Annotated in this window: 17 protein-coding genes, 3 tRNA genes and 1 riboswitch; of the genes, 7 read left to right on the forward strand and 13 right to left on the reverse strand. The window is 50.7% G+C overall.

Annotated features, from left to right (window positions below; genetic code table 11):
* Positions 1–25 precede the first annotated feature (25 nt).
* On the reverse strand, positions 26–682 hold the full coding sequence (locus PsAD46_RS25430; protein ID WP_057461958.1) for a histidine phosphotransferase family protein: 657 nt from the start codon (positions 680–682) through the stop codon (positions 26–28).
* Between the two features lie 93 nt (positions 683–775).
* Positions 776–1,180, reverse strand: a complete 405-nt coding sequence (locus PsAD46_RS25435; RefSeq protein WP_208982036.1) for a hypothetical protein — start codon at positions 1,178–1,180, stop codon at positions 776–778.
* A gap of 312 nt (positions 1,181–1,492) precedes the next feature.
* Between PsAD46_RS25435 and PsAD46_RS25440 the strand changes: the two genes are divergently transcribed.
* Together PsAD46_RS25440 and PsAD46_RS25445 are read left to right on the forward strand one after the other, a co-directional pair.
* On the forward strand, positions 1,493–2,089 hold the full coding sequence (locus PsAD46_RS25440; protein ID WP_108819076.1) for a DUF1134 domain-containing protein: 597 nt from the start codon (positions 1,493–1,495) through the stop codon (positions 2,087–2,089).
* A 105-nt stretch (positions 2,090–2,194) separates the two neighbouring features.
* The gene (locus PsAD46_RS25445; RefSeq protein ID WP_063308164.1) at positions 2,195–3,514 is read left to right on the forward strand and encodes a hypothetical protein; all 1,320 of its coding nucleotides are present in this window, start codon (positions 2,195–2,197) and stop codon (positions 3,512–3,514) included.
* 165 nt (positions 3,515–3,679) lie between these two features.
* On the opposite strand, the gene PsAD46_RS25450 is transcribed toward PsAD46_RS25445, so the two are convergent.
* On the reverse strand, positions 3,680–4,492 hold the full coding sequence (locus PsAD46_RS25450) for a DeoR/GlpR family DNA-binding transcription regulator (protein ID WP_057461961.1): 813 nt from the start codon (positions 4,490–4,492) through the stop codon (positions 3,680–3,682).
* Positions 4,493–4,796: 304 nt separating this feature from the next.
* On the opposite strand from PsAD46_RS25450, the gene PsAD46_RS25455 reads away from it, so the two are divergent.
* Positions 4,797–5,054, forward strand: coding sequence for a hypothetical protein (locus PsAD46_RS25455; protein ID WP_063291544.1), 258 nt, complete (start codon positions 4,797–4,799; stop codon positions 5,052–5,054).
* Between the two features lie 193 nt (positions 5,055–5,247).
* On the opposite strand, the gene PsAD46_RS25460 is transcribed toward PsAD46_RS25455, so the two are convergent.
* The 4 genes from PsAD46_RS25460 to PsAD46_RS25475 form a co-directional block, all read right to left on the reverse strand.
* Positions 5,248–5,322, reverse strand: a tRNA-Glu gene (locus tag PsAD46_RS25460).
* Positions 5,323–5,393: 71 nt separating this feature from the next.
* Positions 5,394–5,468 (reverse strand) — tRNA-Glu (locus tag PsAD46_RS25465).
* Between the two features lie 72 nt (positions 5,469–5,540).
* Positions 5,541–5,615, reverse strand: a tRNA-Glu gene (locus tag PsAD46_RS25470).
* 90 nt (positions 5,616–5,705) lie between these two features.
* Positions 5,706–6,062 (reverse strand): hypothetical protein, encoded by a 357-nt coding sequence (locus PsAD46_RS25475; protein ID WP_057461963.1) that lies wholly within the window; start codon positions 6,060–6,062, stop codon positions 5,706–5,708.
* Here PsAD46_RS25475 and PsAD46_RS25480 point away from each other — a divergent pair.
* From PsAD46_RS25480 to PsAD46_RS25490, 3 genes are all read left to right on the forward strand, one after another.
* The gene (locus PsAD46_RS25480) at positions 6,061–7,110 is read left to right on the forward strand and encodes an RluA family pseudouridine synthase (protein WP_057461964.1); all 1,050 of its coding nucleotides are present in this window, start codon (positions 6,061–6,063) and stop codon (positions 7,108–7,110) included. The two genes, PsAD46_RS25475 and PsAD46_RS25480, sit on opposite strands and share 2 nt — an antisense overlap.
* A 150-nt stretch (positions 7,111–7,260) precedes the next feature.
* The gene (gene rpoH, locus PsAD46_RS25485; protein ID WP_057461965.1) at positions 7,261–8,154 is read left to right on the forward strand and encodes an RNA polymerase sigma factor RpoH; all 894 of its coding nucleotides are present in this window, start codon (positions 7,261–7,263) and stop codon (positions 8,152–8,154) included.
* Positions 8,155–8,415: 261 nt separating this feature from the next.
* Positions 8,416–10,479 carry a CHASE2 domain-containing protein gene (locus PsAD46_RS25490; RefSeq protein WP_063291543.1) on the forward strand — a complete coding sequence of 688 codons (2,064 nt, stop codon included), beginning with the start codon at positions 8,416–8,418 and terminating at the stop codon, positions 10,477–10,479.
* A 72-nt stretch (positions 10,480–10,551) separates the two neighbouring features.
* Here PsAD46_RS25490 and PsAD46_RS25495 read toward each other — a convergent pair whose 3' ends face one another.
* The 4 genes from PsAD46_RS25495 to PsAD46_RS25510 all read right to left on the reverse strand — a co-directional run bounded on the left by PsAD46_RS25495 (position 10,552) and on the right by PsAD46_RS25510 (position 15,735).
* Positions 10,552–11,490, reverse strand: coding sequence for an ABC transporter substrate-binding protein (locus PsAD46_RS25495; RefSeq protein ID WP_063308165.1), 939 nt, complete (start codon positions 11,488–11,490; stop codon positions 10,552–10,554).
* 26 nt (positions 11,491–11,516) lie between these two features.
* Positions 11,517–12,275, reverse strand: a complete 759-nt coding sequence (locus PsAD46_RS25500; RefSeq protein WP_208982037.1) for an ABC transporter permease — start codon at positions 12,273–12,275, stop codon at positions 11,517–11,519.
* Between the two features lie 126 nt (positions 12,276–12,401).
* Positions 12,402–12,509, reverse strand: a riboswitch (TPP riboswitch).
* A 129-nt stretch (positions 12,510–12,638) separates the two neighbouring features.
* Complete coding sequence (locus PsAD46_RS25505; RefSeq protein ID WP_063308166.1) at positions 12,639–14,405, reverse strand: hypothetical protein; 1,767 nt, start codon at positions 14,403–14,405, stop codon at positions 12,639–12,641.
* A gap of 37 nt (positions 14,406–14,442) precedes the next feature.
* Positions 14,443–15,735 (reverse strand): adenylosuccinate synthase, encoded by a 1,293-nt coding sequence (locus tag PsAD46_RS25510; protein ID WP_057461970.1) that lies wholly within the window; start codon positions 15,733–15,735, stop codon positions 14,443–14,445.
* Positions 15,736–16,102: 367 nt separating this feature from the next.
* Here PsAD46_RS25510 and PsAD46_RS25515 point away from each other — a divergent pair, with 367 nt between their 5' ends.
* On the forward strand, positions 16,103–17,023 hold the full coding sequence (locus tag PsAD46_RS25515) for a DMT family transporter (protein WP_063291540.1): 921 nt from the start codon (positions 16,103–16,105) through the stop codon (positions 17,021–17,023).
* 68 nt (positions 17,024–17,091) lie between these two features.
* Here the strand turns inward: PsAD46_RS25515 and PsAD46_RS25520 are convergent, their stop codons facing one another.
* Together PsAD46_RS25520 and serA are read right to left on the reverse strand one after the other, a co-directional pair.
* Positions 17,092–18,138 carry a M20/M25/M40 family metallo-hydrolase gene (locus tag PsAD46_RS25520; RefSeq protein ID WP_063291539.1) on the reverse strand — a complete coding sequence of 349 codons (1,047 nt, stop codon included), beginning with the start codon at positions 18,136–18,138 and terminating at the stop codon, positions 17,092–17,094.
* Between the two features lie 143 nt (positions 18,139–18,281).
* Entirely contained in the window at positions 18,282–19,880 is a 1,599-nt protein-coding gene (gene serA, locus PsAD46_RS25525) for a phosphoglycerate dehydrogenase (RefSeq protein WP_057461971.1), read from the reverse strand.
* Positions 19,881–19,886 lie beyond the last annotated feature (6 nt).

Below are 19,886 nucleotides of genomic sequence, written 5' to 3' on the forward strand. Positions count from 1 at the left end.
ATAACTGGTTGTTTTTGACAGAGGATCAGACAGACTCTGAAACTTGAGTATTTGCCTTGCATATGACGGCATCACCGTCTTTCAGGAGCTCGATATTTAGACCCGCTTCACCTGCCAACAAAACCGCATAGATCGGTTGAACAGTGTGGGCATCAATGCGTTCTGGCTCCTGACCGGAAAGAATCTCACTTACAACCTGAGGGATTCGCGCATTCGTTCCTTCAGCTTTAAGGAGAAAGTTCGGAGCACCCTCATCCCCTTCCATACTGATGGTAATGGTACCACCCCGTGGAACACACTGATTCATGAGCAGCAGCAGGTTCAAAATCAGTTTGACCTGATTCTTAGGCAGAAGCAGGCGTGGCATGGTCCACTCCAGATTCGCCTTTTCATTGCTCATGTATCCAGTCGCTACTTCTTGCGCATCGCCCAGATCAATTGAAGCACCGGCAGATCCGGCAGCGCCAAAAGCAAGACGGGCAAACTGAAGTTTTGCAGAAGCCTGACGCGCTGACTTGCGGATGAGATCCATCGCAAAGTCTGCCATGTCCTCATTGCCTTCTTCATCCAGCACTTCCAGACCGTTCGTGATCGCCCCGACTGGTGAAATGATGTCGTGGCACACACGGCTTGCGACGAGTGCGGCAAGATCAAGAGATGACAAATCTTTAAATACTGACATAACCGCTCCAGAACTTTGGCCAATAGGCCCTATGATTGATTCGAGATGTGGCGAAAAAGGTACAATCCTGCTGGTTTAATTCCAAGCTGGACATCATTGATATGGACCGCATTTTACATCGCGTGCACGACTTTGTGCCTTCGCGAGCAAACTCTCTGGTGCTGTCAGAAACAAAGCCCGGTGTTCACGGCTCTGAAACAGCAATAGTCGCTGGTTATAAACAAGGTAGATTTTCGCCAATCCCTCAGCTCGGTAGCCTTGCGCAAGTGAGAGTGCGTCGCATCCCTGAAATAATGGGGCATAGACCTCCGGAGCATGCCGAAAAGCGTCTCGGTTGCCCTCATTGGAAAATGCCCAAACCCGTCCACCCCAGGACAGCGTCAGGTCTTCACGCCCCTTTTCAGGAGTTTCCGAGACCTGATAGGTCACTGGATCACACATGGAGAGTGTGTAGGTGAACCGCTCTTGCGCACCTGCAAAAACTGAGGCAGCACACAAAAAAACGATAGAACTCCATAGAATTTTGCCCGTTCGCGCAAATTTTCTGTAGAAAACCTCAGAAATCATGGGAATGTCCATCCAGAGTCCGAATCACCTGCATTAACTAAACGAGCAAGTTCGACAACTGATACAAAATTCATGACTGCAGGCCAACGGGATGTACATCATTTACCCAGCTATACCATGATTAACCACTAGGTAGATGTAAGACACTATAACTTGTTGTACCTAAAAGTTGCACTATGCCCTTAACATTTGAATTGCTCTGAACAATCCAAATTCTCGGGTTTCTTAGAAGGAGACGTTGGCATGATGACGAGCCTGTTCGCCAATCTGCGCAACAAAGCTGCAATCGTCCTTTGCGCCAGTTTCGCACTGCTGGCGCTCAATACACATTCATTTGCGCAATCATCCGTTGATCAGTCGCGATACCACCAAAAAGATATCATCACGGCCGGTGGCGAATTTTTCGGTTCCATCTCCACCGGCCTCGCAAAGGTTGTTGAGCGTGCAGTTCAGCAGTACGGCGAACCAAACGGATATATCCTGGGGCAGGAAGGCTCAGCAGCGTTCTTCGCCGGCGCTGCTTATGGCGAAGGTACACTGTACACTCGCAACGCTGGCAACCATCAGATCTTCTGGCAAGGTCCATCCCTGGGCTTTGATGTTGGCGGTGACGGCGCCCGCGTTATGATGCTGGTCTACGATCTGCCAAGTGTCGATGCCATCTATCGCCGCTATGTTGGCGCTAAGGGCTCAGCCTACCTTGTCGGCGGCTTCGGCATGCAGGTTCTGTCCAACAACGATATCTTCGTTGTGCCTGTTCGTGCAGGCGTTGGCGCTCGCCTTGGCCTCAACATGGGCTATTTGAAATTTACTAGGAAGCCAACATGGAATCCTTTCTGATATAACTAACCCTGCGTTAGTTATATTTTGGCAAGTTAGTGTGTGAGAGAATGCGCTTAAGTCTGCGGCAGTCCCTCACACCGTTCAACAGATCAGGCATAGTTTGTGATTGAAATTGCACTATACATTGCACTGGGTTTCTTCCTCGCGAGCATTCTAGCGCTCGCCGCCCTCCCCTTTATCTGGGGCCGTGCTGTACGCCTCACGCGGAAAGCGATTGAGACGTCCAACCCCATAAGCTATGCCCGTGCCACAATGGCAAAAGACGCATTACGCGCTCAACATGCCATTGCGATCCGTCAGATGGAGGTGCGCCTCGAAGGGATGACGGAAAAACTCGCTGAGAACGCATCTGCCCGTTCAGCAGCTGAAGCCCAACTTGCAGAGCTCAAAGAAGAGCTCAGCGTTGTTCAGCTCAAATCAGCCCGCGAGCGGAAGAACATGGCTCAGAAAGCAACACGCTTCCTCCGCCGTAGAAATCCATCCGAGCCGATCCCGTTCTCTGCAGATGATCGCATCACGACAGAACCCGAAGCAGAAGTTCAGGATGAAGCTGCAGCACAAACTGCAGATCAGACCACGTCCGCTGAGATCATCCAACTCAGCAAACAGGCTGCTGCGGATAAAACACGTGAGCTGGATGCAGAGCTGAAAGAAGAAGAAGTTGCAACCAAACCGATAGGTCCAATCGATACCTCGGACCTACAGGACATGGACAACCCTCTGGCAGAACTGGCAACGCAGATCTCCCAGCAAGTTTCGGAAATGACTGCTGAGTCTGAAACCAAACATCAGCCAACATCTCCAGCAGAAGCCGCCGAACTGGCCTCACGGTCTTTCACAAAACTGAAGAGCCGTTATGGTTCGCTGGAACGAGAGCGCGATAACCTAAAGCACGCGCTTCAACTCGAAAAAGCGGCAAATGAAAAAACTGCCAAGCGCAGCACCAGGAATCCGAACATTAAAACGCCCGAGCCTATGAAAAGCCTAGAAAACGATCTGGACGAAGCAAAAAAAACCATCGAGCAGCTGACAAAGCAGCTTGAGGAGAGAACAAACAGTTCCTCTAAGATCGAAGAAGCCGTCGATCTGCGCAATGAACTGAAAGATTTGGCGGCTCAGATTACAGCGAAGGCAATCTCGGAGAACCCACCACTCTCTGAAAAGTACGACGAAGTCCTGAACGATCTCAGCACGATCGCCGCAGGTGCTCCAAAGGCAGACGCACCAAAGCCGAAACCGACACGTGCCAAGCGCGCACCAGCAAAGCCTCGCACCCGTAAGCCAGCTGCAGCAAGTAAGACAGCCGCGTCAAAAAGCACTCCGGCTGCAAAGGCCGATGATGCAGCACCCGCGCCCCAGTCCGATAAAAATCTGGCGGAGCGTATCGCAGACGCTAGAAAAACCGGAAGCTCGAGCGGTTAAACCCAAATAACTTGATCCAAAGACAAAGGCGCCAAAAGGCGCCTTTTTTGTTTCTTGCAGATCGATCCCGGTTTACGGATAAGAATACGCGGAAAATATAGAGTTAGAGCTTGATGTGTGAATGCGCATGAACTCGACGCGCTCTACACAGCTCCAAGCAGAGGCTTAAGCCTCTGTCGTACTTCGCGAGCCACTACCCGACTCATTCTGAGCCTTACCAGCCACTTCAACCAATCGCACCTCATTGTCAGCCAGCAGCTGCCGGTAGTCCTGAGAAACCAGAGTGTCCGTCACAAACGTATCCACCTGAGCAATATGGCCGATGCGGACAGGCGCCGAACGCTCGAACTTTGTCTGATCAGCCACCAGAATAACGTGCCGTGCGTTCTCAATGATCGCCTGTGCCACGCGCACCTCACGATAATCATAATCCAGAAGCGCTCCGTCACGATCCAGAGCAGAAACACCGATCACAGCATAATCAACCTTAAACTGGCGAATAAAATCTGCAGCCGCCTCACCAACAATGCCGCCGTCAGTTGCGCGCACCAGCCCACCAGAAATGATGACCTCATTTTCTGAGAACGGGCGCAGCGTACTCGCGACATTAAGGTTATTGGTAATGATCATCAGGCCACTGCGCTGGATGAGTGCCCGCGCAACCGCCTCTGTGGTCGTTCCGATATTCACGAACAAAGAAGCTCGATCCGGGATCAGGTCCGCTGCCGCCTGCCCGATAATCTCTTTTTCTTTGCCTGCCAGATCTTTACGAGCAGAGTAGCCAAGGTTTTCAACGCCAAATGCCAAAAGTGCGCCACCATGCACACGGGTCAGCAATCCTTGGTCACTCAACTCTTTCAGGTCTTTACGTATTGTCTGAGGAGACACAGAAAACCGTGTGGCAAGTTCATCAACTTCCACCTTCCCGGTCTCTCGGGCAATATCAAGAATAGAGTTGTGGCGCGAAACCAGCATCATGAATCAAGTCCGATAATTTTTTTGTACATTGCCATCAGTCTATAATCTGCGATGTTTCACAGTACTATAGCCAAAAGCACAGAAGCATCCAGACGACTATTAGATGAGTTCAAAACAAAAGTCCTCTTGCCTCTGCTCCCCTACTCTTAGTACTAATACGTCACAAAAAGGGGACAAGCTGCAACTTTTTCCATCTTTGTCATGATACCGCCCAAAGAAGCCCGTTAAAGCTCACGCGGATCAATACACTGTCTTATCAAAGTTCAGCTAAAAAAGCGAAGAGGGACAAACTGTGACTCGCGTAATGGAACGGCCATACAGTGCCAATAGGTTTGCTGGCAAGAAACCGGCTGCACTGAAAAGCAAACTCCAGACTGCTGAGGCTCGCATCGAAGTTCTTGATGACATCGATGCCCTGAAAGAAATGAATGCTCAACTCAGCGAAAGCCTGGCAAAAACCGTTAGCAATGAATCTCAGACAGACGAAAAACTCTGGGCTGATGTTGACGGGGACAAAGAAGACCATCACCTGGGTGCAGGACTAAACGGCCGCTGGTTCTAAATCACGTCCCAGGACTGCTTGCTGCAAAACACCAATTCGCAATCTCGAAGTGCTGCATCCCCCTATCTAGGGGAACCAAGACCACATCTTCTTCTTTGCAAAATCGCGGATCATATAGCTCAAACACAACGCATACGTCGTGAGAAAAACTCTGCGCTCAGATTTATCAAAGATGTATTGGGGAGATAAAAAGTGGTACGCCCAAGGGGAATCGAACCCCTGTTTCCGCCGTGAAAGGGCGGCGTCCTAACCGCTAGACGATGGGCGCTCACAAAGTGAGAGAACTCTTTCAAGCTCGGTCTTCAAGCAGATAACCACTCGGTATTGAGAAGACAACTATGGTACGCCCAAGGGGAATCGAACCCCTGTTTCCGCCGTGAAAGGGCGGCGTCCTAACCGCTAGACGATGGGCGCTCACATAGTGAGAAGACTTTTCATAGTCTTGTCTTCAAGCAGATAACTGCCTGGTATCGCAATAGAAGCCTTTGGTACGCCCAAGGGGAATCGAACCCCTGTTTCCGCCGTGAAAGGGCGGCGTCCTAACCGCTAGACGATGGGCGCCTAGGCTTCGCTTTCGCGATGGACGGGGGTATATTGGCTAATCCCCCGCTTGGCAAGCCCCCTCCTTGAAAGAAAAGGGGGTTTATCCACCTATCTCGCAACAAAATCCGTACGTGCGATTTTTCGTCCGGTGACAGGATCAACATAGACAAGAGCCTGCGTCGGACCTTCTTTGATCAGCATCACCAGATTTCCGTCCATCTGAGTAACAGATATAACCTGTGCTTCAGGGCCAATCGCAATTGTTGCAGCAATACTATCTGCGCTAACATTGGAATTGCCGGCGTTAATCTTATAGAAGATAGCCGCAAAGACAGCTAATAAGCCAAGCACCATGACAAGGCTTGATCCCATCAGGAGGCGACGTAACTTCCCTTGAAGCCTCAAAGCTGCTGGATCAAGTTCGTTCTGTACAGTCTCATCGCTGTCAGTATTAGGATCACGCATGAACGATAAATCTCCTGAGGGCACCCAGCCACTCACAAACTCTGTAATTGCCGACGAGCAGCAACCAACAGTCATCACCCCGGAGCCGGAAGATACCGGTCGCCGCTTGGATGCTGTGCTTGCTGCGCATATAGATGACTTCAGTCGCAACCGACTTCAAGCCTTGATCCGGGCTGGTCAGGTTCAAATTGGCCAGCGCACGGTGTTGGAGCCTAAATATAGAGTCTGTGCCGGAGATACAATCACTCTTATTGTTCCAGAGCCGGAAGACGCAGAACCGCAGCCAGAGGACATCCCGCTCAATATCGTTTTTGAGGATGACGACCTGATCGTCATCGACAAACCTGCGGGCCTTGTTGTGCATCCAGGTGCCGGAAACCCAACGGGCACACTGGTCAACGCCTTGATTCACCACTGCGGTTCATCTTTGTCTGGTATTGGCGGCGTCAAGCGCCCTGGCATCGTTCATCGCATCGATAAAGACACAACAGGTCTGCTCGTTGTTGCTAAAAACGACATGGCCCATCAGGGCCTCGCAGCTCAGTTTGCCGACCATGGCAAAACCGGCCCACTGGAGCGCGCTTATAAGGCTCTTGTCTGGGGTGCCCCAACAGCACCAAAAGGCACAGTAGACGCCAACCTTGCCCGCTCAACGGCAAACCGGCAGAAAATCTCGGTGCTGAAAACCGGCGGTCGCCACGCCATCACTCACTGGCAGGTGCAGGAACGGTTTGGCCCTCAGGATGCAGCACCCGTTGCAAGCTTGATCGAGTGCCGTCTGGAAACAGGCAGAACCCACCAGATCCGCGTACACATGTCCCACATCGGAAATCCGCTAATAGGTGATATGGATTACGGTTCCGGATTCAGAACCAAATACAATAAATTCCAAGAACCACTGAAAACCCAGTTGGCGGATTTCAAGCGACAGGCCCTGCATGCAGGACTTTTGGCGTTTGCGCACCCAAGAACGCAGGAATTCATGAAGTTTGAATCGGAGTTACCCGCTGATTTTGCTGGTATTCTTCAATCATTACGAAAAATTTAGGCCAAAAAGATTGCCGATCTGGTAGCGTTTTGGCCACAATGTTCCCATATAGACACTTCAGGTGCGCTTCATCTGAAGGCACCAATGTGTGTTTGCCGAAAAGCCTGATCCTTCGATCAGGCGGGAACACCAAGCAAGGAGGGGTGCTTTATGGCCCGTAACCTACCAGCCCTCACGGGTGGCGAAGGCGGTTTAAGCCGCTATTTAGATGAGATTAGAAAATTCCCGATGCTTCAGCCGCAGGAAGAGTACATGCTCGCCAAGCGCTACCGGGAACACGACGAACCTAAAGCTGCTGAAAGACTTGTAAATTCTCACCTGCGCCTCGTTGCAAAAATTGCAATGGGCTACCGTGGCTATGGCTTGCCTCTGGGCGAAGTTATCTCAGAAGGTAACGTTGGTCTGATGCAGGCTGTAAAACGCTTTGAACCGGACAAAGGCTTCCGTCTGGCAACCTACGCCATGTGGTGGATCAAGGCTTCCATTCAGGAATACATCCTGCGCACATGGTCGCTCGTTAAAATGGGCACCACAGCAAACCAGAAGCGCCTGTTCTTCAACCTGCGTCGCGTCAAAGGCAAAATTCAGGCGTTTGAAGATGGTGATCTGCGTCCGGATCAGGTCCAGCACATTGCGACAACTCTCGGTGTAACCGAGAAAGAAGTTGTTTCCATGAACCGCCGTCTGGGTGGCGACTCTTCCCTGAACGCACCTCTGCGCTCCAGCGAAGGTGAATCCAGCGAGTGGCAGGATTGGCTCGTGGATGATGCCGAGAGTCAGGAAGCAGTTCTGGCTGAGCAGGAAGAATACGATGTCCGCCGCGATATGCTGAAAAACGCAATGGGCGTACTGAACGAGCGCGAGACCCGCATTTTTGAAGCTCGTCGACTTTCTGAAAGCCCGATCACTCTGGAAGAACTCTCGACCGAGTTTGGCGTAAGCCGCGAGCGTGTACGCCAGATTGAAGTGCGTGCTTTTGAGAAGGTTCAAAAGGCCGTTCAGGAAAGCGCCATGGCAATGGCAGGTCATGAGGCAGGTGCATAAAGTGTGCTCCCCTCACGGGGCTACCGATTTCTCAGGTAAGGCTAAAACTTAAAGCAACTCACGTAGTCAACATGGCTGCAAAGTGCTTTAAGACGCTCAGCTGCATAAAAGTTGAGTTGAATTAACTTAAAATACAAATCAACTGTAGGAACACCCTTTTAAATAAACAGCTAAGCTTGTCGTCCCCTCAGAGCTTTCCTAAGGTTAATGATGAGGGGAATTTATGTGAGTTGGGTCACTTCCCCTTTTGGGGGGAATTACATGTTCGGCTCTAGCTGGCTGTCACAAACCAACCGTGCACTTGCAGCGGTTGTATCCTGTCTATTCATTGCAATAGCAATACTTGTCCGTACCCTATACCCGCAGGTACTGGATAACGTCGGATATCTCAGCCAAAACGCGCTGCAATTGGCATGGCCAAACACAACTTCTACGCCGCCAGTTTACACGATCCATCTTACGCCAGAATCAATCCAGCAAACGCAGGAGCCGATATATCAGCGTCTGGAGCTTGCACAAATCCTTCAAAAACTGGGGGAGTATAATCCCAAGCTTCTGATTATAGATGCAGACTTCAGAAAAGCCGATCCAACCTCCCCCACCTTAAGAAGTAGAATCTACGACGATCTGCAGCCCTCCTTGAGGGCAACTTATCCAAATCACGACCTGCTCTTACAAACCATCATCTCTCATTACCCAGTCCTGCTCAGCAGACCGTTGAGCGAGGCCGTAGCTGAAAAACCTCCTCTTTCCAACTACATAAGGTTCTCGCAGGCCACAGGGTATCAAAGCGACACCCAATACGCATACGGTTCAAATGCGCTGTTCTATCCACTTCAACTCCAAAGCGACACAGCGCAGTTGCCATCTCTCGCATTAGCGGCATGGAGCCTGTCCAATCAGACAAACACGCAACCGTTCCAAGTCACGCAAGCAGAAGATGGCTATCAGCTAAAAAGCACTGATATCCAAATTCCTGTCACTGAAGAGACGGAAATGCTGGTGTTCAAAACAAACAATGCCAGCAATTTCATCCTTGCGGCGAGCGATGTCTTAAAGAACAGAGTATCCTCCAAACTCTGGCCACCAGCTTCTGGAAGTCAGTTCGTCATAGGCACTCAGGACAGAAGTTCAGAACGACATGCACAGGCACTGCAAACACTTCAGTCTGGCAACTTCCTCAATGTATCCACCTGGGCACAATATGCTGAAATCCTGGCACTAATCGGATTTGGCATCGCCATTGCGATCATATCCGCCACGCAAGGTTTCTGGTTAAGTCTGTCACTTACAGGCGTCGCTGTCTTGGTCATCAACGGAGTTGCATTCCACCAATTCGCTCTGCAAAACACCGTCCTTGAGCCATTCTTCCCATCCTTCGTTGTCCTGCTGATATTCGCTTTCTCCTGCACAATCCGGCGTGTGACATTCAAGAGTCACAGAAACCAAACAACTGAACGATTTGCAGGAATTCTTTCTCCCAAACAAATGCAAAAAGTACTCGCGAAGTCAGAGCAACTCCCTCTTGAGGGTCAGCAACGTGAAATCACGAGCCTCTCGACACGTTTGAGGCACTTTCACCGGTATTATGAGGGTTTGTCTCCTCAGGATCTCGCAGGCTTCTCCAACGGCTTCCAAACAGCTCATCTCGATGAAGTGCATATCCACGATGGTACACTGAACACGCTGAGCACATCCGGCTTGAACGCTTACTGGAACGCGCCGCTCGATGATCCATTCCACGCTGCTCATGCCGGTCGAACAGCGATTGAAATGCAGAAGCAAATGAAGCGCTTCAATCTCAAGGACCGGTTCAACTTCAACCAGAAAAATATGAAGGACCACGCGGTCACAATCGATATCGGCATCTCAACCGGCCTGGCAACGCTTGGCGAAACAGGTACACGGCGTCATTTCAGGTACGCCCCGCTCGGTAAATGCGTTGATTTAGCAGAAGATTTAGCCCGTCATTGCAAAGATGCCGGTCATAGCGTTCTTATGTGCGAAACCACACGCGGTCAGATGCCTGAACTGGCAGCTTTGGAGACAATTCCAGTCAAAACCAGCCGTTACCAGATGCGTTCGTTTGCGTTGCTAGGTGATCCGTCGCTCGCCTTCTCAGAAAACTTCCTCAAGCTCAAGAACGTCCACTGCAACATGGTCTTCGCGCTGTTTGAGGAGAATGACAAGAAGAAAGCCCTGACACTGGTAGATGAATGCAAATCACTCTCTGAGGGCGAGTACAACACCATCTATGCTGCTTTTGAGAAATACATCCTTAGCGATCTGGCTCAACACGAAGCGGTCAAGGATGCAGCGCAATAACGGCATTTGGCCTGCAAATAAAAAGAGCCCCCGAAACTCGGAGGCTCAAATTTTAGTTTAGACCTATACCGGTTAGCGCAGTTCAACCGCGTAGGTTTCAACTGGAGGCGCTGTTTTAATGAGCCCCTGCTCAATCAGAAAATTTGCAAACCGTTCATAGCGACCATTGTCCAAAGCAGCTGGACGGCTGGCAAAACGCGGCAGAGTATCCGCCCAGGCACGCTTGTTCAGCTCATCATCCAGATTTGGATAGATCTCAAGGAAGCTCTTCCAGGAGTCCTGCGGATTATTAAGCAGATAAACGGTAGCTGCCTCAATCGCATTGATGAACTTCTTCAAACGCGGATCATCCAGCTTGTCTTTGTGAGCCACATAAATCAGCTCATCATAGACAGGCACACCGTTCTCTTCAGGATAAAACGCGCGACCTTTCGCACCTTCAATCTCCATCTGGTTCAGCTCGAAGTTACGATAACCACCAATCACCGCATCAACCTGCCCAGCCATCAAAGATGGTGAGAGCGAGAAGTTTACGTTGATCAGCTCCACATCATCAGAACTTAGACCTGCATTGGAAAGCATCTTCCCAAGCATGGCGTTCTCAAACCCGGATGTGGAATAACCAATACGCTTGCCTTTCAGGTCTGCAATCTCCTTGATCGGTCCGTTTTCCAAAACAATTAGCGTGTTCAGAGGTGTAGAGACCAGCGTCCCGATCCGCATCAACGGCATGCCCTCATCAATCTGAGGGTGCAACGTCTGCTGATAGGAAACCGCAATATCACCCTGCCCTGCTGCAACAAGCTTTGGTGGCATGGAAGGATCAGCAGGCTCAATCAGCTCAACATCAAGGCCCTCATTTTCAAAGAAACCCCGTGCCTTGGCAACCACGATTGGTGCATGGTCTGGATTCGCAAACCAATCCAGCAACACAGTCAGCTTGTCCGCTGCTTGCACTTGAAGCGTGCTCGCAAGCATTGCCGCACCAAACAGCATACCTAGTTTTTTCATAAGGTTACGTCCTCATACTCTGAGACCTAGATCTCTTTCTGCCAATAGATCATCCGAGAAGTGGCGAACTCAACAACTGCCCTCAGGCTCAACACCATCACCGCAAGCAAAATCAACGCCGCAAACATCGTCGCTGTTTGCATGCGTGCATTGGATTGCAACATGATGAAAGCTAGTCCCCCTTTTGCACCAACCCACTCTCCAACCACCGCCCCAATAGGAGCGAACACCGCTGCAATGCGCATACCAGAAGCCAGAGATGGCAAGGCGGCTGGAATGCGAATGTAGCGAAGTGTTTGCCAGCGGTTCAGACCGTGCAGCTTGCCAAGGTCGAGCAGTGATTGATCAGTCCTGCGCAAACCATCGAAGAAGGTCGAGGTCACAGAAAAGAAGATCACAATCACGGCCATCACAACCTTGGAGGCGAGCCCAAAGCCGAACCACAGCACCAGAAGCGGTGCAATTGCAAACACAGGAAGAGATTGGGTCGCTGCAATCGGAGGCAGCAGAAACAGGCGTATCCGAGGAGACACTGCCAGCAAAACAGCCAGCGAAGCTCCAGCGCTCACACCAAAGAGAAAACCGAGAACAGTCTCCCAAGCGGTAATGCCTGCATGATGCAGCAGAAAGACGCCCTGATTGAGAAAAGCGGAAAAAACCGCCGCCGGACCTGGCAAGAGAAACGGAGGAAACTCTCCAATCCGAACCACACTTTCCCAAATGGCGATAAAAAGCAAAATCCCGAAAAGACTTCGGAGAATTCGTTTCAAAGCTCGCTTCAGCATGCAGACTCCCAACAATGGTATTGGGCATCACAAACAGGCGGAAGAACGGAGCTACATTAGCTCTCTGGGATGTTTTCAGCACAGGAGCTCCCGTTACAGCAAAATGCAAACATGGAGATCCGGGAAGAATGGCTCAGGTCCCGTCCCTTCGCCGGCATTACCCGGATCAGGTTCAAAGGGTTTAGCTCATCGCAATCTCAGCTTTTCGAAAGAAAAGCACCCCTCGGAATAGCAAGGAACATGCGCGTTTCTGCTGAAGGATGCAAGCAGATTTTACTCTGATGGACGACTGCATAATGAAAAAGGCCTCAGCCCAAAGAGAGCCAAGGCCTTTGAAATCTAAGCTAAACAGCTGAAACTAGATTACTTCCAGCTCTTGATTGCCTGTGCGATAACTTTGTTGCCGGTTGTGCCTTTTTCAAAGGTCAACATTGCACGGCGACCGCTGTTGTACAGCAGTGGAACATCAATCCACTCACGCTCAGCAAGACGCTTCAGGTTCTTCGCTTTTTCATCATCACTGTCAGACAGCGCAATCCAGAAGAGAGTGTCAGAAACCTTCACGGCAGCACCATCAAGCGGGTCACCTGCTTCGGACTCTGTCTTCTTCAGGATCAGGCCAGGCACCTTCTCAACACCTTTGCCATCAAACCCTTCTGGGAAGATGAAGTTCAGCTCAAGCAGATGGCTGGCTGGCAAAGATTGATCGCTATTCGGCTTCAACGTCATCTCAACAGAGAAGTTACGAGATGGCAGCGTAGCAACAGCCTTGATGACAGAATCGCCATTAGCTTCATCCAATGACCAAACAACGTTCCCGCGTGATGCAGAACCTGCTGCACCCGGCGTCAAAGCCTCTTCGTAAAGTATGCTCTGTTGTGCAACAGGAGAAACCGCAGCTTCCGTTCCAATGGTTTCAGCTGGCGGAACAGAATTGGTCTCAACTGCAGTACTTTGCTGAGCAGGTTCCGTCACCGGCAAAACCTGCTCAGAAGATGTGTCTTCTGCCGGTGCTGCTGGAGTTTCAACCACACGCACGACTGGAGGCTCAGTTGTTGTCTCGGTTGGCGCAGCGCTGGATGAATTCCGGGTAATCCGGGTCGTCTGAACCCGTGTCGCATCCGGAGAAACCTTTGCCCCTTCATCAGATGGCAACAAGCGGTCAGTGTTCTTCTTCGGCGTGCGTTCCGGCTGAACCCGAAGCGGCTCATCTTCATTCGAAGGTGCGCTCTCTGGCGCAACAGTCTCACCGGTTTCAACTGGAAGAACCAAAGAGAGAATAACATCGCGCAGACTATAGACACCTGCGGTAACGCCCAAGATTATCAGTATGACCACAATGATGCCGACAATACCCGATGTGTTGGAAGGCTTCAGCCCTTCTTCCTGCTCAATCGCATCACCAACGCGCTGCGCAACGGCTGGCTTGCGGGAGGAAGCAGGTTTACGGCTCGTCTTTGGCTTAACCTTGGCAGGCTCATCGATCTCAGGACGCGACTTACCTTTTGTTTCCAGCTTAGTGCGACGTGCCTCACCCGGCACCCAGGAGCGCTCTTCTGCGCTCGTCTCAACAGCACCTTTGGTTGGCAGAGACGCAGCAGGTTCACCCGTCTCTTTGTCATCCATAGAGCCAAGGTCAGGCTCTTTGCGCTCGCTGGCAGATTCAGGCAGCTGATCACGCGCCATCTGATTGGCCTGATGAGCGGCGTTGCCGAGATCCTGCGCGGCACGAACCGCCTCTTTAAACACGTCTGCTTTAGCAGCAGGTGCTTTTGGCTCATCGCGCGCTGGAGTATCGGCCTTTGTACCTGCCTTAGGCGTATCGCCAGCAGGTGAAGATGCAGCAGAGATTTCTGGAGCTGCAGGTTTTGGAGCACTTGGAGCTGGGGTGGTTTTAGACCGCCCCAACCCGAGAGACTCACGAGCAGCTTCCGCTTCGACCTTACGAATGGCCTCTTCAAGCTTCAGCTGCTCCTCAGTGATCTGGGAGGGAGACAGAGGTGGGTCGTAACTTTTAAGTTGCTTTACAATTGCATTCCGCGCGCGTTGATAAACTGCCCGCCGTGCAGAACCTGTGTTCTCTTGTAAACCAGCTACCGCTTTTTTTAGAACGGAATTGTAGTCCGCCATTTAACTGCCCATTGCCCCCAGAGCTTCATTTCAAGACTTAATCCTGGAATGGATTCTGAACCAGGATTGTGTCATCACGTTCAGGGCTTGTTGATAACAGAGCAACCGGAGCACCAATCAGCTCTTCAACATGCCGAACGTATTTCACAGCTTGTGCTGGCAATTCTGCCCAAGTCCGTGCGCCTTTGGTCGTTTCCTTCCAACCAGGCAGGGTCTCATAAATAGGAACAACCCGCGCCTGAGCACCTTGAGATGCCGGAAGGTAATCGATTCGCTCACCATCTAGCTCATAACCAACACAAATCTTAATTTCATCCAGTCCGTCCAAAACGTCAAGCTTTGTCAATGCAATCCCATTGATTCCGCTGGTGCAAACGGTTTGACGGACAATCACTGCATCAAACCAGCCACACCGACGACGACGACCAGTGTTCGTTCCAAACTCGTGCCCGCGGGTACCAAGGAACTCACCAACTTCATTCTGCTGTTCGGTTGGGAACGGACCTTCACCTACACGAGTGGTGTAAGCTTTGGTGATACCCAGAACGTAATCGATGGAGTTTGGACCCAGACCACTACCAGCAGCAGCCTGACCTGCAACTGTATTGGAGGAGGTTACAAACGGATAAGTGCCGTGGTCGTTGTCCAGCAGCGCGCCCTGCGCACCTTCAAACAACAAACGCTTACCTTCACGACGCGCTTTGTCCAGCATGTACCAGGCTTTATCCATGTACGGCAGGATCTTATCAGCTACGTCTTCCAGCTCTTTGTAGATGGTCTCAGCAGAGATCTCATCGCGACCCAGACCGCGCAGAATAGCGTTGTGGTGGGTCAGCAGACGATCAATCTTGGCTGGCAGCGTGCTCATGTTTGCCAGGTCCATCACGCGAATTGCACGACGACCGACTTTATCTTCATAAGCAGGGCCGATACCGCGTTTGGTGGTACCGATTTTGGTGCCTGCCGGGCTTGCATCTTCACGCAAAGCATCAAGCTCGCGGTGCAGGCTCAAAATAAGAGTAGCATTGTCAGCAACACGCAGGATTTCCGGGGAGATCTTAACGCCCTGCTCTTCAAGACGTGCAATCTCAGCAACCAGTGCATGAGGGTCAATCACAACGCCATTGCCAATGACAGAAAGTTTCCCACGAACAACACCAGATGGCAGCAGTGCCAGCTTGTAGCTCGTTCCGTCAATTACAAGCGTATGACCTGCATTGTGTCCGCCTTGGAAGCGTACAACGATGTCGGCTTGCTCAGAGAGCCAATCGACAAGTTTACCCTTACCTTCGTCACCCCATTGTGACCCAACTACGACAACGTTGGCCATGATTCTTCAGCCCTCCTGCGGCTGCCAGCGTATTCCTAAAATACGCCGTCATACGATTTGCTATTTCTGTATAAAGTGGCTTGCCAGCTCAGAATGCAAATCGTGAGAGACAACATAAGAAACCCCGGCGTAAGAGCCGGGGCGCAGTTACAGCGCCTTATAATCTGTCAATCTCTTAAATACGAGCCCTTTTCCTTCAAAATTAGGCCAAGACTGTAATTTTTGCGATCAGAGTGAACCTCTGTTGATTGTTTTACTCGCAAATCGGGTGGTACAGGCACAACAGCAAGTGATATTACTAGCGTAAGTTCCAATTTCTCATTTTTTGCAATTCCTGCAAGAAATTTCACTAAGTTGAATACGCTTTATGAACGCACAAAAACTTGACTGGCTGGGCTGGTCTATTCTTCTATTGCTGGGCACCCTGTGGGGTGGCGCATTTTTCTTTGCCAAAGTCGCGGTTGCAGAATTTAATCCCATCACACTTGTTTTCTTAAGAGTAGCAATCGCAGCACTCGCCATGTGGGGCTTCTTACTCATCTCAAAGCAGTCCATACCGCTCTCTACAAAATGGATTGGCAGCTTCCTCCTGCTGGGCTTCTTAAATAACGTAGTCCCCTTCTCCCTCATCTTTTGGGGGCAGCAATACATTGCCTCCGGATTAGCATCCGTGCTCAACGCCTTCACACCCATCTTCACGATGATTGTCATGCAGGTCCTCAGCAATGAGGAGAAGCTGACAGCAACCAAGCTCATCGCGGCAGTGATCGGGGTTATCGGAGTTGCCATCATGGTTGGCAGTGATGCTCTAAGCGGTGCCAGCAATCAGGTTTGGCCTCAGCTCGCAGTTTTAGGGGCCGCTCTCTCGTATGCATTCGCCGCGTTCATCATCATGCGCCTCAAAAAGCTACCACCAGCAGCTCTGGCAACCGGCCAGCTCTCCGCTTCAACAATCTTGCTGATACCTGCGCTTATTTATACAGCGCCAACTCAGCAACTGATGGAGGCATCCGCTTCAACATGGGCAAGCGTTCTCGTTCTCGCTCTCGCTTGCACTGCTTTTGCTTACATCCTGTACTTCCAGCTTTTCAAACTCGCAGGAGCAACCAACGCAGCTTCTGTCACGCTTGTAATACCAGTCAGCGCAATCATTCTGGGCGCAATTTTCCTGAATGAACGCCTCGAAGCCAACCACTGGATTGGCATGGCAGCAATCTTCATTGCACTGCTACTGATCGATGGTCGCTTAACCAGCAAATGGATAGGCAAGAAACAAGCAATCGCATAACAAAAATGCCTCCAGACCCTACCACAGTTAGGATCTGGAGGCTTCTTATTAAGCAACAGTCAGCGGTATCAGCAGCGCTTCAGATAAGCAGCCAAAATATCGCGTGCAGCAAGCAGATCACTCTTATCAATCATCTCGGTCACTGTGTGCACATAACGAGTGCCAACCATGATACCGACTGCTTTAGCACCAGCAGCGGCTTGCTGAGCTGCTGCCCCATCCTGCCCACCACCGTTTAACATGGTGCGCTGGTATGGAATTTCTTCTTCAATAGCCAGATTTTCGATTTCTTTCACAAGTTCCAGGTCAGCAATGAACCAACCGTCCTTCACGTGAAGCCCAAAACCTTTACCTTGCTCAGTCGTTTGATCTTGCTCCGGCACCCCTGGCGTATCACAGGAAAGCGTAATATCAACGCCAAGACCAATATCCGGTTTAATGGCATAGGCCGCAGTCTTCGCACCGCGCAGCCCAACCTCTTCTTGACAGGTAAAAGCGACATAGATTTCGCAGGAATGATCCGCATCGCCAAGCGCACGCATAGCTTCAATGCCAAGCCAGCATGCAACCCGGTTATCCATCGCTTTGGAGACAACCTTTTCACCCATCTCGATCAGCGGCTCATCAAGAGTGACCATGTCACCAACCTTGACCACTTCCCCGGTCTTCTTACCTAAACCAAGATCGATGATGAACTCAGTAACTTGAGGGATCTTTTTGCGCTCTTCAGGCGGAGCAATGTGAACCGGTCGCCCGGCTGGATTCATCACCGCCTTCAGATCACCCTCATCTGTGGAGACCAGCACGCGACGGGAGAAGAGATTGCGTGCATCAAAACCGCCAACCGGCTGTACATAGACAAAGCCTTTCTCGGTAATATGCGAAACAAGGAAGCCAATCTCGTCCATATGGCAGAGCAGCATAACCTTTTTTGGCTTCTCACCATTTTCAGGCGCTTTGCGTGCATCACGGCGGCAGATAAGAGACCCCATGGCATCCGTTTGAACATCATCAAACAGGCCTTCAATCTCTTTCAGAATAATCTCGCGTACTCGATGCTCATGCCCAGGAACGCCGGGGGTTTCACAGAGACGGCGCAGCAGATCAATATTCATAATAGCTTTCTACTTCAAAATGGAACCAGCCTGCATCATGGAGCCAAGTTCAAAGATAAGCAATTTCCACTAGTCATATGACCACCGGAAAAAGAAAAGGCGGCCCGAAGACCGCCTTTTCTTAATCTATTCCCCAAAATAGCTTAGCCCTGTTGAGGGAAATGCAGAAGTTTCGCCTGGTTCACCTGCGCAATCGCAGCGATTTCATCCACGGTCGTCTCAGCAATTTCACCATCAATCTCAACAAGACAAATCGCTTCTTCACCTTCAACCTTACGGCCAAGGTTAAATGTCGCGATATTGATCTTCGCATCACCAAGAATGGAGCCCAGCTGACCAATAAAGCCTGGCTTATCCTGGTTGGTCACATAGAGCATGTTCTCGCCAAGCTCTGCTTCCATGTTGATGCCTTTGATCTGAATGATACGCGGCTTCTGATCACCAAACACCGTACCAGCAACAGAACGTTCCTGACGCTCAGTGATAACTGTCAGGCGAATATAGTTTTCATAAGCACCATGCTGTTCGCGGCGAACATCTTCAATCACAATGCCGCGCTCTTTAGCAACTTCAGGAGCAGAAACCATATTCACAGTTTGCAGCAGAGGACGCAGAACACCTGTAAGTGCAGCAGCAGTCAAAGCCTTGACGTTCATTTCTGCAACATCGCCTTCGTATTCAATACGAACCGCTTTGATGCCTGTCTCTGTCGCCTGACCAGCAAAGGAACCAAGCTGCTCCGCCAGTTTCACAAATGGAGCAAGCCGTGGCGCTTCTTCTGCAGTAATAGACGGCATATTCAGAGCATTAGAAACAGCGCCATTGACCAGATAGTCAGACATCTGCTCAGCTACCTGCAGCGCAACGTTTTCCTGAGCTTCAGAAGTGGAGGCACCAAGGTGAGGCGTACATACGAGGTTTGGAGCACCAAACAAAACGTTCTCTTTAGCTGGCTCTACAGTAAACACGTCAACCGCAGCACCCGCAACCTTACTACTGTCCAGCGCAGCACGCAGAGCATCTTCATCAACGAGACCACCACGGGCACAGTTGATGAGGTAGACACCATCTTTCATGGTCTCGATTGCATCCGCATCAATAATGTTACGGGTACGATCAGTCAGCGGGGTATGCAGTGTAATAAAGTCGGCGCGCTTGAAGAGGTCTTCCAGCTCAACCTTTTCAACACCAAGGTCGATAGCACGTTCATGAGACAGGAACGGATCGAACGCAATCACCTTCATTTTCAAGCCGATAGCACGGTCTGCAACGATAGAACCAATGTTACCGCAGCCAACCAGACCCAGTGTTTTTGAGGTGACTTCGTTACCCATAAAGCGGGATTTTTCCCACTTGCCAGCCTGCGTGGAAACATCAGCAGCCGGAATTTGACGGGTCACTGCAAACATCATCGCAATCGCATGTTCAGCAGTCGTGATGGCATTACCAAACGGCGTGTTCATCACAACGATACCCTTGGCAGTAGCTGCCGGAATGTCAACGTTATCGACACCAATACCAGCGCGACCGATAACCTTCAGGTTAGTCGCCGCTTTGATGATTTTCTCTGTTGCTTTGGTTGCGGAACGGATCGCCAAACCATCATATTTACCAATGATTTCAGCGAGTTTTTCTTTATCCTTGCCAACGTCTGGCAGGAAGTCGACATCGCAACCGCGTTCTTTGAAAATCTGAACTGCTTTATCAGAGAGCTTATCGGAAATAAGAACTTTAGGAGCCATCGGGCT

The sequence above is a fragment of the Pseudovibrio sp. Ad46 genome, assembly GCF_001623065.1.
In the GTDB taxonomy this organism is placed as follows: domain Bacteria; phylum Pseudomonadota; class Alphaproteobacteria; order Rhizobiales; family Stappiaceae; genus Pseudovibrio.